The 14611-nt window shown below is 47.3% G+C and carries 13 protein-coding genes; 2 read left to right on the top strand and 11 right to left on the bottom strand.

Features of this window, described 5'->3' with window-relative positions:
• Nucleotides 1–3: 3 nt before the first annotated feature.
• Complete coding sequence (locus KNQ05_RS11090; protein ID WP_214805395.1) at nucleotides 4–867, bottom strand: DnaJ C-terminal domain-containing protein; 864 nt, start codon at nucleotides 865–867, stop codon at nucleotides 4–6.
• Nucleotides 868–1064: 197 nt separating this feature from the next.
• Here KNQ05_RS11090 and KNQ05_RS11085 point away from each other — a divergent pair, with 197 nt between their 5' ends.
• A complete protein-coding gene (locus KNQ05_RS11085; RefSeq protein ID WP_029332605.1) occupies nucleotides 1065–1256 on the top strand; it encodes a YwbE family protein in 192 nt (63 codons plus the stop codon).
• Between the two features lie 41 nt (nucleotides 1257–1297).
• Here the strand turns inward: KNQ05_RS11085 and KNQ05_RS11080 are convergent, their stop codons facing one another.
• From KNQ05_RS11080 to KNQ05_RS11070, 3 genes are all read right to left on the bottom strand, one after another.
• Nucleotides 1298–2422 carry a M20 family metallopeptidase gene (locus tag KNQ05_RS11080; RefSeq protein WP_088838420.1) on the bottom strand — a complete coding sequence of 375 codons (1125 nt, stop codon included), beginning with the start codon at nucleotides 2420–2422 and terminating at the stop codon, nucleotides 1298–1300.
• Between the two features lie 57 nt (nucleotides 2423–2479).
• A complete protein-coding gene (locus tag KNQ05_RS11075; RefSeq protein ID WP_088836288.1) occupies nucleotides 2480–3334 on the bottom strand; it encodes a MurR/RpiR family transcriptional regulator in 855 nt (284 codons plus the stop codon).
• 167 nt (nucleotides 3335–3501) lie between these two features.
• Entirely contained in the window at nucleotides 3502–4665 is a 1164-nt protein-coding gene (locus KNQ05_RS11070; protein WP_251132505.1) for a CamS family sex pheromone protein, read from the bottom strand.
• Between the two features lie 149 nt (nucleotides 4666–4814).
• Here KNQ05_RS11070 and KNQ05_RS11065 point away from each other — a divergent pair, with 149 nt between their 5' ends.
• On the top strand, nucleotides 4815–5393 hold the full coding sequence (locus tag KNQ05_RS11065) for a class D sortase (RefSeq protein WP_214766752.1): 579 nt from the start codon (nucleotides 4815–4817) through the stop codon (nucleotides 5391–5393).
• 116 nt (nucleotides 5394–5509) lie between these two features.
• Here the strand turns inward: KNQ05_RS11065 and ligA are convergent, their stop codons facing one another.
• The 7 genes from ligA to KNQ05_RS11030 all read right to left on the bottom strand — a co-directional run bounded on the left by ligA (nucleotide 5510) and on the right by KNQ05_RS11030 (nucleotide 14327).
• Entirely contained in the window at nucleotides 5510–7504 is a 1995-nt protein-coding gene (gene ligA / locus KNQ05_RS11060) for an NAD-dependent DNA ligase LigA (RefSeq protein ID WP_214805391.1), read from the bottom strand.
• A gap of 14 nt (nucleotides 7505–7518) precedes the next feature.
• Complete coding sequence (gene pcrA / locus KNQ05_RS11055) at nucleotides 7519–9744, bottom strand: DNA helicase PcrA (protein ID WP_088836285.1); 2226 nt, start codon at nucleotides 9742–9744, stop codon at nucleotides 7519–7521.
• Nucleotides 9745–9787: 43 nt separating this feature from the next.
• Complete coding sequence (gene pcrB, locus KNQ05_RS11050) at nucleotides 9788–10471, bottom strand: heptaprenylglyceryl phosphate synthase (RefSeq protein WP_353048337.1); 684 nt, start codon at nucleotides 10469–10471, stop codon at nucleotides 9788–9790.
• A 77-nt stretch (nucleotides 10472–10548) separates the two neighbouring features.
• A complete protein-coding gene (locus KNQ05_RS11045; RefSeq protein WP_214770103.1) occupies nucleotides 10549–10773 on the bottom strand; it encodes a hypothetical protein in 225 nt (74 codons plus the stop codon).
• A 12-nt stretch (nucleotides 10774–10785) separates the two neighbouring features.
• Nucleotides 10786–12165, bottom strand: a complete 1380-nt coding sequence (locus KNQ05_RS11040; protein WP_088836282.1) for a TrkH family potassium uptake protein — start codon at nucleotides 12163–12165, stop codon at nucleotides 10786–10788.
• A 39-nt stretch (nucleotides 12166–12204) separates the two neighbouring features.
• Nucleotides 12205–12519 (bottom strand): YerC/YecD family TrpR-related protein, encoded by a 315-nt coding sequence (locus KNQ05_RS11035; protein WP_029332595.1) that lies wholly within the window; start codon nucleotides 12517–12519, stop codon nucleotides 12205–12207.
• 68 nt (nucleotides 12520–12587) lie between these two features.
• Nucleotides 12588–14327: an adenine deaminase C-terminal domain-containing protein gene (locus KNQ05_RS11030; RefSeq protein ID WP_088836281.1), complete on the bottom strand. Its 1740-nt coding sequence runs from the start codon at nucleotides 14325–14327 to the stop codon at nucleotides 12588–12590.
• Nucleotides 14328–14611: the final 284 nt, after the last annotated feature.

The following is a 14611-nucleotide window of genomic DNA, read 5'->3' as shown; positions in this document are numbered from 1 at the left end:
GCATTACTCCTTTACTGATAATTGATTTTCCCATTCTTCATAAAACGTTGCATCCATCTCAGGCAACTTCACTTCTAATTGAACAAGTAAAGCACCCCGATGCCCGTCTTGATTACTTAAGCCACGATTTGGAATGCGTAGTCTTGCACCTGGTTTCGTCCCCGGCTTGACCTTTAACTTGACACGTTTTCCTTCAAGCGTATCGGCAATCACTTCGCCACCCAAGACAAACGTCGTCGGATACACACGCACCGTTGAAATGACATCCTGTTCGTGTCGACGGAACCGGTCGTCATCTTTGAGATGAATCGTCACGTAGACGTCACCCGCCACTCCACTTCGGTTACGCAATGAACTTTTTCCGCGCAAACGAACTTTCTTCCCTTCGTAGACGTCTTTCGGAAGACTCATCTGAATCGTCCCTGAAGTTAGACGAATCGTTACTTTTTCATTTGTACTGAGGTGACTGAGTGGTACCGTCAGTTCAAGTTCTTCATCCGTCGATTCTTCTTCTTGGTTAAAAAACGAACCGAACATGTCTTCAAAACCAAAGGATTGACCGCCACCGGTCGGTCGAGACTGTCGTCCATTGTATTGACGGAAGATGTCCTCGTAGTCTGCTGATTGCCCCGGACCCGCGCCAGCCATGCGTTCAAAATCACTTCCATAACGATCATACTGCGTCCGTTTTTCTTCATCCCCGAGGACATCAAAAGCCTCCTGAATATCTTTAAAACGGCGATCTGCACTCGCCTCTTTATTGACGTCCGGGTGAAACTGTTTCGCAAGTTTCCGATACGCTCGTTTGATGTCTTGATTCGTTGCCGACTTTTCGACACCAAGCGTCCGGTAATAATCTTTTGCCATCTCACTTCACTCCTTCACTTATTAACTCTGTATCTTAATTATAAAATCGAATCGTCAATTGGTCAAATATAGTCAAACTTTTTTGTCACGGCTTCTCTTCATCTTTTCACTTTACGGTTTTTCTTCAAACAAGTTTCATGAACCGACTCATGCTATACTGATACCCATAGTTATTCACAAGAAGGAGCGATAAACAAATGGATGGAAAAAAACGTGCAGACGTCAAGCCTGGACTACGTGTCAGCATCGTCTTAAAACAAGATCAGCGTACGGGGAAACGGACGGAAGGAATCGTCAAAGACTTATTGACGAAATCACCGAACCACCCGCACGGCATTAAAGTACGCCTTGAAGATGGTCAAGTCGGTCGTGTTCAGGAAATTCTTTAAGTAGATAAAAAGGCGTTCCCGTCGTGGAACGCCTTTTTCGATTACCGTGTCGCTAAATAACGTAATGTCGCTTCGACTAATATCTTCGCTGCATCGACCATCGCCGGCTCTTCAAAGTCAAATCGTGGATGATGATGCGGATAATGTGATGCATCACCTGCACCGGTAAAGAAGAACGTCCCCGGAACTTCCTTTAAATAATAGGCAAAGTCTTCCCCGCCCATTGTCGGATCAATTTCAAATACACTTGTATCCCCGATCACGTCGCGGGCGACAGCTTCTAAAAAACGTGTCTCAACCAAGTCATTGATGACAGCCGGATACCCTGTTTCATAGTGAAACGTATACGTCGCACCCGCTGCATCACAAATCCCTTTAATCGTCCGCTCCATCTCCGAGACGATTTTTTGAGCAACCGTCTCATCAAACGTCCGGACGGTCCCCGTCAATTGTGCCCGGTCAGCAATGACGTTGAACGTATTCCCGGCATGAAGCGTCCCGATCGTCAAGACGGCTTGCTGCAATGGATCGAGACGACGGCTGACGATACTTTGAAGTTCTTTGACGATGGTCGCCCCGAGTAGTACGGCATCAATCGTTTCGTGCGGTTTTGCCCCGTGTCCGCCTCGGCCGAACAACGTTAACTCGAATTTATCCGCCGCTGCCATGACGGGACCGACCCGTGTTCCGATCGTCCCCAGCTGGGTCGTCGACCAAAGGTGCGTTCCGAAGATGACATCGACTCCGTCAAGACAGCCGTCAGCAATCATCTCACGCGCTCCCCCCGGTACCACTTCTTCTGCATGCTGGTGAATCAAGACGACATTTCCCGTCAGCTGTTCTTTTTGACTGGCGAGAACTTCCGCAACGGCGAGTAATGTCGCGGTATGACCATCATGACCACACGCGTGCATGACTCCTGGAACAGTCGAACGATAATCAACCGTTTTTTCATCTTGAATCGGTAACGCATCAAAATCTGCCCGTAATGCGACCGTTTTCCCCGGTTTTCCTCCTCGAATCGTTCCGACGACACCACGTCCTCCGACATTTCGTCGGACTTCGATTCCAAGTTCTTCGAGACGACTTGCGATATAATTCGGTGTCTCAACCTCGTGAAAAGAAAGTTCAGGATGTTGATGTAAATATCGTCGGCGTTCAACCATTTCCGGAAATAGCTGTTCGATCCGGCTCGCTATCGACTGATCCACTAAGTAGCCCCCTTATTTTTTTCCGTGCAACATCTTTACACTTTCACGTGTGTACTGAAGTCGTTCAATCGTATCCGTATAGTGAATTGCTGCATAAGACAAGAAGAGCACATCAATCGCAAACAATTGTGCCAAGCGCGAACTGAGTGCCGCACTTCGAAGCGGTGCTTCCGGTGCACGCGATGTCCACAATGCGATATCTGCCAGCTGACTGATTCGGTTATCACCAAATCGGGTTAGACTAATCATTTTTAAACCGCGAATTTTTGCCAGTCGCATCAGTTCGACGACTTCTTCTGTTTCCCCGCTGTAAGAAATCGCGAAGAAGACATCATCCGGACTCGCATTTGCAAGGAGTGTCGCTAAAAGATGCTGATCCGATTCTTGAATCGCTAACTTCCCGACGCGCGTCCACTTTTGAGCTGCATCAAGTGCGACGACGTTCGAAGCACCGATTCCATAAAAATAGATAGCACGTGCTTGATCGAGCGCTTTTGTCGCTTCTGCGATTCGGACATCGTTCAATTGTTTGGCTGTATCTTGTAGGGCTTGCATACTGTTACTAAGCGTTTTTTCGATTAAATCTGCTGGACGTTCGTTTTCTTCGATATCGTGATATCCTGTCAAATCCGTTCGTGCCGTATCAGCAGAAATCCGCATCCGCAGTTCCGGATACCCCTTTAATCCAAGCGCACGACAAAATCGGACGACGGCTGCAGCACTCGTATTCGATTCTTCTGCCAAATGATGAATCGTCATCCCGGCGATTTCGTTTGCGTGGGATAAAACAAAATCAGCTACTTTTCGTGACGAGGACGGCAACTCCTCGCGTACTGCTTCAATTTGTGAAAAGATACCACCCTTCATTCAATCCGCTCCTTTGACTTGACGTTCTTTTAGAATTCGTTTTCATGTTATACATTTAGTGTACATTTTATGAAACTTAATTTCAATTCAATTATTGTATTCCAAAATTTAATCATAATAAAAAGGACCCATGTGCATGGATCCTTCAGCTTACAGGAAAAACTTTATCAACGAATTTTAACGATTGGTTTTTTCGTATCGGGTTCGAGGAATAACATCGCTTCCGTATCTCCGTTTAAGTTCGTGACGGTAATCGTCGTCGGAACATTCCGGTTATACTCCCACCGGTTTTCAAGCAGATACGTCACGTATTGGATGAAGGCGACAAGTTCTGCTTTTCCGTAAAATTGAACCGGGATTTTAATTTCAAGCTTCTTCAATTCACCCTCTTGATAGAATCCTTCACCCATCATCCCCGTGTAGTTCGGGAAGTAGTCTTCGAGGCGGTCCTTGAACAAGTCGAATTTCGCCGCGTCATCACGAACGTCATTCGTTGCTGCTGAAGAAGGATAGTAGTAATACTTCTCATCATAATTTTTCCAGTCATTCGCACTAATTTGGTTCCCGCGACCGATGAAGGCCGATGAAAGGTAGTGACCTGAAACCGGTGAACCCTCTTTCTCTTGTAAATAGAGGGCAACGTGGATCGGTGTCGTCTTCATCCCGTCCGTCTTCCGCATCTTTTGGACGAGTTCGTTTGCCATTTTCTTGCCTTGCTCGATGACTTTTTTCTCATCTAATTTCACAGTATATGTCGGCCCATAGTTTTCATCTTGGAAAACGTACTCACTATTTAAGACTAACGCAATCGATGTCCCACCCAGTTCGAGTTTTTTATCTTCTTCGAGCATGTAGTCTTGTTCTAAGATGTGCGATAAAATCAAAGGAGACTTCTGATTTTTCTCTTTATATGATTTTCCAGTCGTGTACGCCGGGTTTAATCCTTCTGGATCACTCCCACTCGTATCTGCTTTTCCTGTTCGAAGCAACCACTTTGCGATTTGGTCCGCTTCCAGCAGTTGACCTTCTTGGTAATAGTATTTTTCCGGGTCAAAAAACTGTGTTGAATGGCGCATCAGCCCGGTCTCAATCTCATCCAGTTCAAGCCGTGAGCTGACCCGCTTTTGTGTCATCCCGCGGGCGACGCTTGGCCGAAACGGAAGTACCGTTCGATAGTACGAATCGGTCGTATCGATTGCCGGACTGACAACTGCTTGGACTTCTTTACCTTGTTCGCTCTCAGTAATGACTTCTTTCGTATCGCTGTCTTGTGATAGATCCATCGAACAAGCACCTAAAAATAGTGTGCTCGTCAATGTCAATGCTATCATTTTTCTATATCTCATCATCATTGCACCCCATGTTTTAAAATCGTTCTCTTTATCATAACAGAATCGTTTTCAATCGGGGAAGCACTAGTTTTCCCCTACTTTTCAAAAAGCACTGCGTGACTTTTAATCGCGCGAAAGGACAATCTTATATGAAACAACGACAAGTCATCGGGCTCCTTCTCTTATCAGCAGGCATTTTATTCATGCTTTGGCCCATTTGGAATACCTATCAAAAACAAGCAACAACGACTGATTTAAAGCAACAATGGAAAAAAAGCTTACAAACGGTTGATGCAAAAGAAACGACAAAACCACTGGCGACAAAAGGTGACGGACTCTTAACAATCCCTTCACTTGATTTCGAACAAGTCATCTTAGAAGGAGCTTCGACCGATGTTCTTGATCGCAGTATCGGGCACATCAAAGAAACCGGTGCCCCGGGAAAAGGAAACTATGCTTTAGCAGGACACCGAAGTTTTACGAAAGGACTTCATTTCAACAAGTTACCGCAACTGAAAACAGGAGCCGATGTCATCGTCACCACAAAAGACCATCGTTATACGTACCGCATGGAAAGTTCAAAACTCGTCAAGCCGACGGATCTCTCCGTTCTCGATCAAAACGTCAAACAACCGATGATTACACTCATCACTTGTGATCCACCGGAAACCGCGACAAACCGCTTAATCAAACAAGGTGTGTTGATTAAAACAGAAACACTTGATTGAGTCTAGCACTTCATCTGCTTTCAAACACAAACAAAAATCCGAGTGATTCTTTTCAAAAGAAGAATCGCTCGGATTTTTTTAAGGCGTAGACCCTACTCTGAATCGCTTATTTTAAATCACGCCTCGTGTCGTGCCAATTCTTCCAGCAATCGTGCCTCATCCCAAATCTCAATTCCGAGTGATTCAGCCTTCGTCAACTTCGACCCCGCCTTTTCACCTGCGACTAAGATATCGGTTTTCTTACTCACACTCCCGGTCACGTCTGCACCGAGTACCTCAAGACGCTTTCCAGCTTCCGAACGTTTTAGCGATTCCAGTGTCCCGGTCAAAACAATCGTTTTCCCGGAGAACGGTGCATTCGATTGATCGATCCGTTGACCAAGAAACTGTTGGTTCAGTCCAAGCGCTGCTAAATCCTGAATTAGTGCCTGTGCTTCCGGATGCTCGAAGTACTGCGTAATCGAGTCAGCAATTTTACTGCCGACTCCGTCGATCGCCACAATTTCATCGTAACTTGCTTGCGCGATTCCGGTTAACGTATCAAAACGTTCTGCGAGCAGATACGCTGCTTTTTGACCGACGAGACGGATCCCAAGACCAAAGACGAGGCGTTCGAGCGAATTTTGTTTCGACGCCTCGATTGCCGCCAGTAACTTATCGACTGACGTTTCTCCCATCCGTTCATAGGTCAAGAGTTCATCACGATCGAGACGATACAAGTCAGCAAGCGTCCGAATTGCTTGATGTTCATACAGTTGACGGACAACTTTTTCACCAAGCCCATCGATGTTCATCGCTTGGCGCGAGACGAAGTGGATGATGCCTTCCGTCAACTGGGCTGGACATTCCGGACTGACGCAGCGCACGTCGACTTCACCTTCGAGGCGGACGAGCTCCGACTGACAGGCAGGACATTGTTTCGGGAATTCAATCGGTTGTTCCGCCCCCGTTCGTTCTGAAACGACGACACTGACGACAGCCGGAATAACGTCCCCCGCTTTTTTAATGATGACTTGATCGTGCAGGCGGATATCTTTTTCCGTGATGAAGTCCGCGTTGTGTAACGTCGCATAACTGACGGTCGAACCAGCAACGACGACGGGTGCGAACCTTGCGCGTGGTGTCACTTTCCCGGTCCGTCCGACACTAAAGTCAACTTCTTCGACGGTCGTCATCACTTCTTCAGCAGCAAATTTATAGGCGGTCGCAAACCGTGGACTCTTCGCCGTAAAACCTAATTCTTCTTGATCGTCATAGCGGTCGACCTTGAGCACGATGCCATCGATTTCATACGGCAATGTCGCACGCTCTGCCGTCCAGTACGTGATGAACGCTAAAATATCTTCTACCGTCTGACATGTTTTCATTTCTTTGTTCGTCGGTAAACCGAGCTGTGCCAGTTGTTCCATCGCTTCACTATGAGAGCGCGCCGTCAGCGTATTGACGCCGACACCGTAGACGAATAACGATAAATTGCGTGACGCCGTTATCGACGAGTCGAGTTGCCGTAAGCTACCGGCTGCGGCATTTCGTGGATTGGCGAATAATGCTTCTTCGCGTGCCGTCCGTTCCTCGTTTAAGCGCTCGAACGATTGTTTCGGCATGTAGGCTTCGCCGCGAACTTCAACCGTCTCCTGCTCACGCAGACGTAACGGTAACGCTTTAATCGTCCGTAAGTTTTGGGTAATGTTCTCCCCGACCGTTCCGTCACCTCGTGTCGCCCCACGAACGAGTAGTCCGTCTTCATACTTTAAAGAAATCGCGAGTCCGTCGAACTTCAGCTCCGCGACATATGTCGTTGCACGACCGAGCGACCGTTCAATCCGCTCGACCCATTCCCGGATCTCCGTTTCATCGAAGACGTTGCCAAGTGAGAGCATCGGTAAGTCATGCGTCACCTTTTCGAATGCTTCGAGTGGCGCTGCTCCGACACGTTGGGTCGGAGAATCCGCCGTAATCAGTTCCGGATGGGCCGTTTCCAGTTCAGTCAGTTCCCGTAGCAATTGATCGTACGTGCTATCCGGTACGGTCGGCTGATCTTTTACGTAATATTCATAGCTGTACTGATTTAGTTTTTGGCGCAATGCTTCGATGCGTGCTTGGTCTTCCATTTTGACGCCTCCACTCATACCTTTTTAATTGGTGCGAATTTTGCAAGCAGCCGTTTAATCCCGACTGCCGGGAACGCGATATCAATCTCAAGACTATCGCCAGACCCACGTGTTTGGACGACCGTTCCTTGCCCCCACTTACCATGCTCTGCCTTGTCCCCGACATTCCAGCCAAGTGACTCGGCGCCGGATGTTTTCATCGCTGTCGGTTTCGTGACCGAACGACCGATAACAGCTTTCCCTTGCGGAACCGGACGATCTTCCCATGGGAGTGGTTTGGGTTTTTTACCAGTCCGTTCGATAACTTCTTCCGGTAACTCGGCTAAGAAACGCGATTCTTGGTTCGCATTTGTCCGTCCGTATAACGAGCGCATCCGCGCATGCGAGAGATAAAGTCGTTTTTCTGCTCGCGTGATGCCGACGTAGGCCAGGCGGCGTTCTTCTTCCATCTCGTCTTCATCTTGCAGCGAACGGCTGTGCGGGAACAAACCTTCTTCCATTCCAATCAGGAAGACGACCGGGAACTCAAGCCCTTTCGCCGAGTGCAACGTCATCAACGTGACTTGCTCACCTGGATCCGTTTCATCAAGCGAATCAACATCGGCGACGAGTGTCAAGTCGGTCAAGAAGGCAATGATCGTCCGGTCTTCCGGATCTTCTCCTTCTGTCTCCTTCTCGAAGTTTTGCGCGACAGTGATGAACTCGTTGATGTTCTCAAGACGACTTTGTGCTTCAAGCGTCTTGTCTTCCTTTAAGACTTGACGATAGCCTGATTTTTCAAGAACTTCCTCGACGAGCTCCGAGATGCTGATAAATTCCTGCATCTGACGTAACCCCATGATCATCGTCCGGAAATCCGTCAATTTAGCTGCCGTCTTTGGTGCGATATTCGACAATTCGATATCACGGATGGCATCCATCAAGGACACACCCTGAAGATCAGCGAAGTCACGTAATTTATCAATCGTTGTCGCCCCGATTCCACGTTTCGGTTCATTGACGATTCGGGCAAAGGATAAATCCTCGTTCGGGTTCGAAATCAGGCGGAGATAGGCAAGAACGTCTTTGATTTCTTTTCGATCGTAGAACTTTGTTCCGCCAATCATTTTGTACGGTACGTTTGACTTCAGTAACGTTTCCTCGATTGCACGCGATTGAGCGTTCGTCCGGTACAAAATTGCGATGTCGTTAAGCTTCATCCCGTAACGTAGCGAATTGCGAATTTCTTGGACGATGTAAAAGGCCTCTTCCCGCTCGTTTTCCGCCGTATGGATAATCAATTTTTCCCCTTCGAGATTTTCCGTCCAAAGCTTTTTATCTTTTCGTGTACTGTTGTTTTTGATGACATGGTTTGCCGCATCAAGAATTCGTTTGGACGAACGATAGTTTTGTTCGAGCAAGATGACGCGGGCTGTCGGATAATCCTCTTCAAACGACAAGATGTTCGCGATATCCGCACCACGCCAGCGATAAATCGACTGATCGGAGTCACCGACGACACAGAGGTTTTGATGTGCGGCTGCTAATAAGTTAACGAGATCGTATTGGGCTTTGTTCGTATCTTGATACTCATCGACATGGATGTAACGGAATTTTTTTTGATAAAAGGCGAGTACGTCCGGTGCTTGTTTGAATAACTCTGTTGTCTTGCCAATCAAGTCATCGAAATCGAGCGCATTATTGCGGCGTAAGACGGATTCGTATCCTTTATAAATTTCAGCGACTGTTTTTTCATATGGATTCGTCACGATTGACGCATAGAACTCAGCACTCCGTAATTCATTTTTTTGACTTGAAATAATAGAGAGCATCGACCGTGGATCCCATTTCTTCGGATCAAGGTTCTGTTCTTTCAAGACCAATTTAAGTGCCGACTGCTGATCGCTTGAATCAAGGATTGTAAAGTTCCGGTCGTAACCAAGCTTATCGATATCACGACGTAACATCCGGACACACATCGAGTGGAAGGTCGAGACCCAGATGTCGTTTGCGACCCCGCCGACTAAACGACCGATTCGGTCACGCATTTCCCGTGCGGCTTTATTCGTAAAGGTAATCGCTAAGATGTTCCATGGTGCGACTTGTTTTTCCGCCATCAAATAGGCGACACGATGCGTCAAAACACGTGTTTTCCCTGAACCGGCTCCTGCCATGATCAGCAAGGGACCGTCCGTATGTTTGACCGCTTTCGCCTGCTCCGGATTCAATCCGCTCACGAGCTGTTCACTTAAATTAAACATGTAATAGCCTCATTTCTTTTTTCCGAACTTTTGTTCTTATATTTTATCGTGTTGCTTCTACTGTCGCAAGTGCTGCTTTTAAATCCTCATAAATGATATTTCCGACGACAATTGTATCAGCATACCGGAACATTTCCCGAGCCCGCTCGACGGAATCGATTCCGCCCCCATAAAACAGCCGCGCCTGCCGGACGACGTCCTTGACGGCTGCGACGACTTCCGGATTGCCATAGACGCCGCTGTACTCAAGATAGACGATCGGCAGACGGAACACACTGTCCGCGAGTTGAGCGTAGGCGACGACTTCTTCGTCCTGTAATACTTTTGCTTTTGTGACGTGCGCGACCTTCGCCTCCGGATTCAAGACGATGTAGCCTTCTCCGACCAGGTCGGCATGGGCCAGCATATGCCCGACTTCCTGTAAGGCTTCGACCTGTTTTTCGACCAGATATTCTAGCGTACCACTATTTAAGACGCTCGGAGTCAAATACGTATCAAACCCCATCGTCGCCGCTTCGAGCTCAGAAATTTCAAGTGCGACCGCGACCGGATATCTTCGCAGACGCATCAGTAAGTCGAGCGTCGCATCCAGCGTAATGTCGTCCGTCCCCCCGACGATGATTGCATCTGTTCCAGAGGTTGCGATTGCTGCGAGGGTCGTCTCCTCGATTTCTTTTGCTGGATCTAATTTAAAGACATGCCGCCATTCATCATACGGTAGTAACACGTTCGTCCCATCCTTCCTATCTTGTTCATCTCTAATTAGTATAAAACAAAAACCCATCTCGCGCAGGGCGAGATAGGTCAAGTAGTCGCGCGTCGTTTCGTTAAGAGTGCTGCGAGTCCGAGCGCTAAAAATCCGTAAAGGACGGCGAATGCCCATGGCTCAGCGAGAAAAAAACCGAGCACCGGGACGTCGAGTAACGATGATTCAGGCGAGCAGAGTGCCCGTCCATTGACGATTGCCAGAAATGGCAAGGCCGGAACAGCAAAGATGTAACCAAAATTAATCCAAAATGTACGATTCATGCAATCGTCTCCTTAACCGATAATGACGGATTCCTTCGGATAATTGTATTTTCGTTTTGGCTGATTCGCTTTTAAGAGTAAGACAAACGAGATGACACCGATTCGTCCGATGAACATTAAAATCGATAATGTCCATTTTCCGACATTCGATAACTCACTCGTGATCCCGAGCGATAACCCGGTCGTTCCAAACGCGGAACATGCTTCAAAGAACAGCACAAGGAATGGTGCATCCTCGAACATGAGCAAGACAATCAATCCGATGATCGTCACTCCCGTCGAAACGACAATGACGACGAACGATTTCCAAATGTCCGATTGGTCAATTTCACGTCCGAAAATCTTGATTCCATATTCTCCACGGATGAAGGCGACAACACTAAGTAATGCAACAGCAAACGTCGTTGTCCTGATCCCCCCACCGACGGATGATGGAGAAGCACCGATGAACATTAAAATGGATAAGACGAAGACGGAAGCTTGTGAAAATGTCGTAATATCAACCGTCGTCAATCCACCATTTCGTGTCGTAACCGACTGGAACAGCGCATCGACAATTTTTTCATCAATCGGTAATCCTTTAAAGGACTGGTTCCATTCAAACAGCAACAGACTGCCCGTCCCGAACAGGACGAGGATGAAGAACGTCGAGGCTGTCAGTTTCGTAAATAACGAAAAGTGATACGGTTGTCGTGTCGATTGACGTGTTGCCCGGTAGGCAAAGTATCGTCGCACTTCAACAAGTACAGGGAAACCAATCGCACCGAGTGTCAATAAGACGATTTGCATAAAGACGACAAATAAGTCTCCTCGAAACGGAAGAAGCGACTCTCCTGTGATATCGAACCCCGCGTTCGTCGTCGCACTGACTGAACCGAAGACACCTTGCAACATTGCTTCACCGATCGTCGGAAAGTATTTCGTATAATAAAGGCCTAAAATAAGTGCACCGATCAATTCAATGGAAAGAATGATTAAGATGACTTCACGGATATATTTGACGACCCCTTGCATCGTCGTCTGGTTTTGATCACGAACGACGAGTTGCCGTTCTCGAAAACCGATTCGCTTCCCCAAGATGACCCACATCGCGATATGGAGCGACATCAAGCCAATTCCACTTACCTGCACCAAAATCATGATCATAAAATATCCGAACGTCGTAAACGTATCGGAGACGGAAACGGTCGTCAATCCGGTCACACTGACACAGCTAACCGCCATGAACACCAAGTCTGTAAAATCCCAGTCATAGTCTCCACGGGTCGACCACGGTAGTCCTAATAAAATGATTGCGATGATGACAGCAACGAAATAGATGATGACGAGCGACTGGATCGGCGTCAGTTTTCGAATGAAATGCTGAATCTTTTGTTGAAACGCTAAATCCATCCAGGTTCGTCCTCCTTCATCAAAGCAGCGGATAACCGATTAGTTATCCGCTACTGTTTCTTCTTTCAAACCTAAACGTGCTAACGCTAAATCGTAACCACCAGAGCCATAGTTCAAACAACGTTTCACACGTGAAATCGTCGCCGTCGACGCCCCGGTCGCCTTCTCGATTTTATGATACGTGTTTCCTTCACGTAGTTGACGTGCCACTTCGAGACGTTGCGCAAGCGCTTGAATCTCGTTGACCGTCGCTAAATCTTCAAATAAAGTGTAGCAATCTTCTAATGAATCCATCTTCATGATGGCCGTAAATAATTGGTCGAGTTCTTTCCCTCGTAATTTATCGAGTTGCATCTTGTAACTTCCTTTCCCATTCAATCACTCTTTAATAGTTTAAAGCGCGACGTTTTAAATTTCAAGCATCAGCGTAAAATCGCTGGGAAAAGAACTTTTTTCCGAAGGACTTCATAGATGCCTTGCGGCGTGATGCGGACATACGGCAAGTGCGTCGATGCAAGGAATAATAACGTATAAATCGGATCTTCGAATTGGTACCCCCGTGCGAACAACGCTTCACGCAATGCTGTTTCCTGAACGATTAAGTCTTCGAGCGGTAAATCAGAAGTCTGTCCCATCAACGTCAACGGAATCTCGGCAATCACTTCCCCGTCTTCGACGAGAACAATTCCCCCACCGAATGCTTTCATCCGTTCAAACGCCACCTGCATATCTTGTTTCGATTTCCCGATCATTAAGATATCACCACTGATTGAATAGGAACTGACCATCCCCCCGACGTTCGTCGCAAAGTTTTTCAAAACCGTATTAAGGCGCCATTTCCCTTGCCGATCAAGCAACATTAAAAACGACTCATTGCAATCGGCAGGTAAGACAGGCACGCTCGTATCATGTTCAACTTGATACAATTTCATGATGACCGAGTTGATCATCTCAAGACCAACCGGCATGCTGAATGAAAAATCTTGATCCGTCAATGAGACGCTGACTTCAGACTTCTGCATTAATTCCATCGCTTGATCGAGTGCTTCAACGGGGTAGCACGGAATATCGTCGCGCCGGACCCACGTCCCGCGTGCTAGGACATCGACGGGTGTCGGTTGATCGATCGCTTCTAAAATATTTAAGTGGGCAATCCGTCCAGGTGCGATACTTCCCAGGAGATGATCAAGATTAAAGTGACGTGCTGCATTGTACGAGGCAATCCGGTACGCTTCTTCTGCCGGAATTCCCGCAGCAAGCATCAAGCGGACCGTCTCGTCCATCAAACCAGACTTATAGAAGGACGGTGTCGAACCATCTGTCGTCACGAGGACCTTTTCATAATTTTGTAATCCGGCTTCGACAAGTCCTGCAAAAATGTCCGGTAAATCAGGACGAATCGATGAGTAACGAATCGTCGTCGTATATCCTAATTCAAGACGCGTCAATGCTTCCTCGACCGTCATCGCCTCATGGTCACTCGTTACGCCATAAAGTGCCATCTTTGTCAGGGTTTTCGCAGATGCTCCCGGGAAATGCCCTTCAATCGGTTTTCCGAGCTTCATCGCGTCCTGCATCCATTGAAGTAACTCATCATCGCCTTGTGAAAGACGGGGCCATCCTGTCAATTCTCCCGCCTGAATAACTTGGGGATGTTTGAGCCAGGCTTGAATCCGCTTGTTGTCAATCGAGATACTATCTGCATCAAGTTCCGTCTGTGCGTCGAGTCGTGCCCACCAATACATCGATGTCGGAATATCCGCTAACGCTTCAACTTGTGCAAACGCTTGCTCGACGGGCTCTAACAAAAGGAGCATATTATCATTGACGAGTGTCGTCGTTCCACGCTCCGCAGCAAACTTCGCGAGCGTCGCCGGATTATATAATTGGAAGGGATGGGCATGCGGTTCAATGTATCCTGGTACGATGAATTTCCCTGTTGCATCGTAGACCTCGTCCGCCTGGTCCGGCATATCCGGTCCGACATAGATAATCCGGTCTCCGCTAACCCAGATATTCGCCGTGCGCCATGCTTTCAACCCATGATTTAAGTACGTCGCATTTTCAAGTACGAGTGTAGGTGCAAGCTGTCCGCTGATGACCGCTTGGTGACCACGTACTTCAGTTTTCGTCCAAGGGGACCTTCCACAATTCTTTTTCACGAAAGCTCGACCTCCTTTTATTTTCTGAAAACGCTTTCTTATACTTCTTATACTAAAATGTTATCAAAAAAGTTTCAAGGTAATTTCATGTATATCCGACCTATTTCGACAAAATAACACAAAACTATCAAGGAAGACAATCAACTTTTGCTTATTCCTTCGGTTAAACGTCTGCTCTTCTCACATTTTTTCCGGTGTTGGACTGTATCGAACCTGATGCTTATCATGCCAGCCGCTCCTCTCCTTTTCGAATCGTCTTGCTCTTTCAGGTATTTCAGGCCGTA

The sequence above is a fragment of the Exiguobacterium sp. s125 genome (assembly GCF_018618605.1).
GTDB classification, from domain to species: domain Bacteria; phylum Bacillota; class Bacilli; order Exiguobacteriales; family Exiguobacteriaceae; genus Exiguobacterium_A; species Exiguobacterium_A oxidotolerans.
The sequence above is the reverse complement of the archived record's forward strand: the minus strand, read 5'-3'. Positions and strand labels throughout refer to the sequence as shown.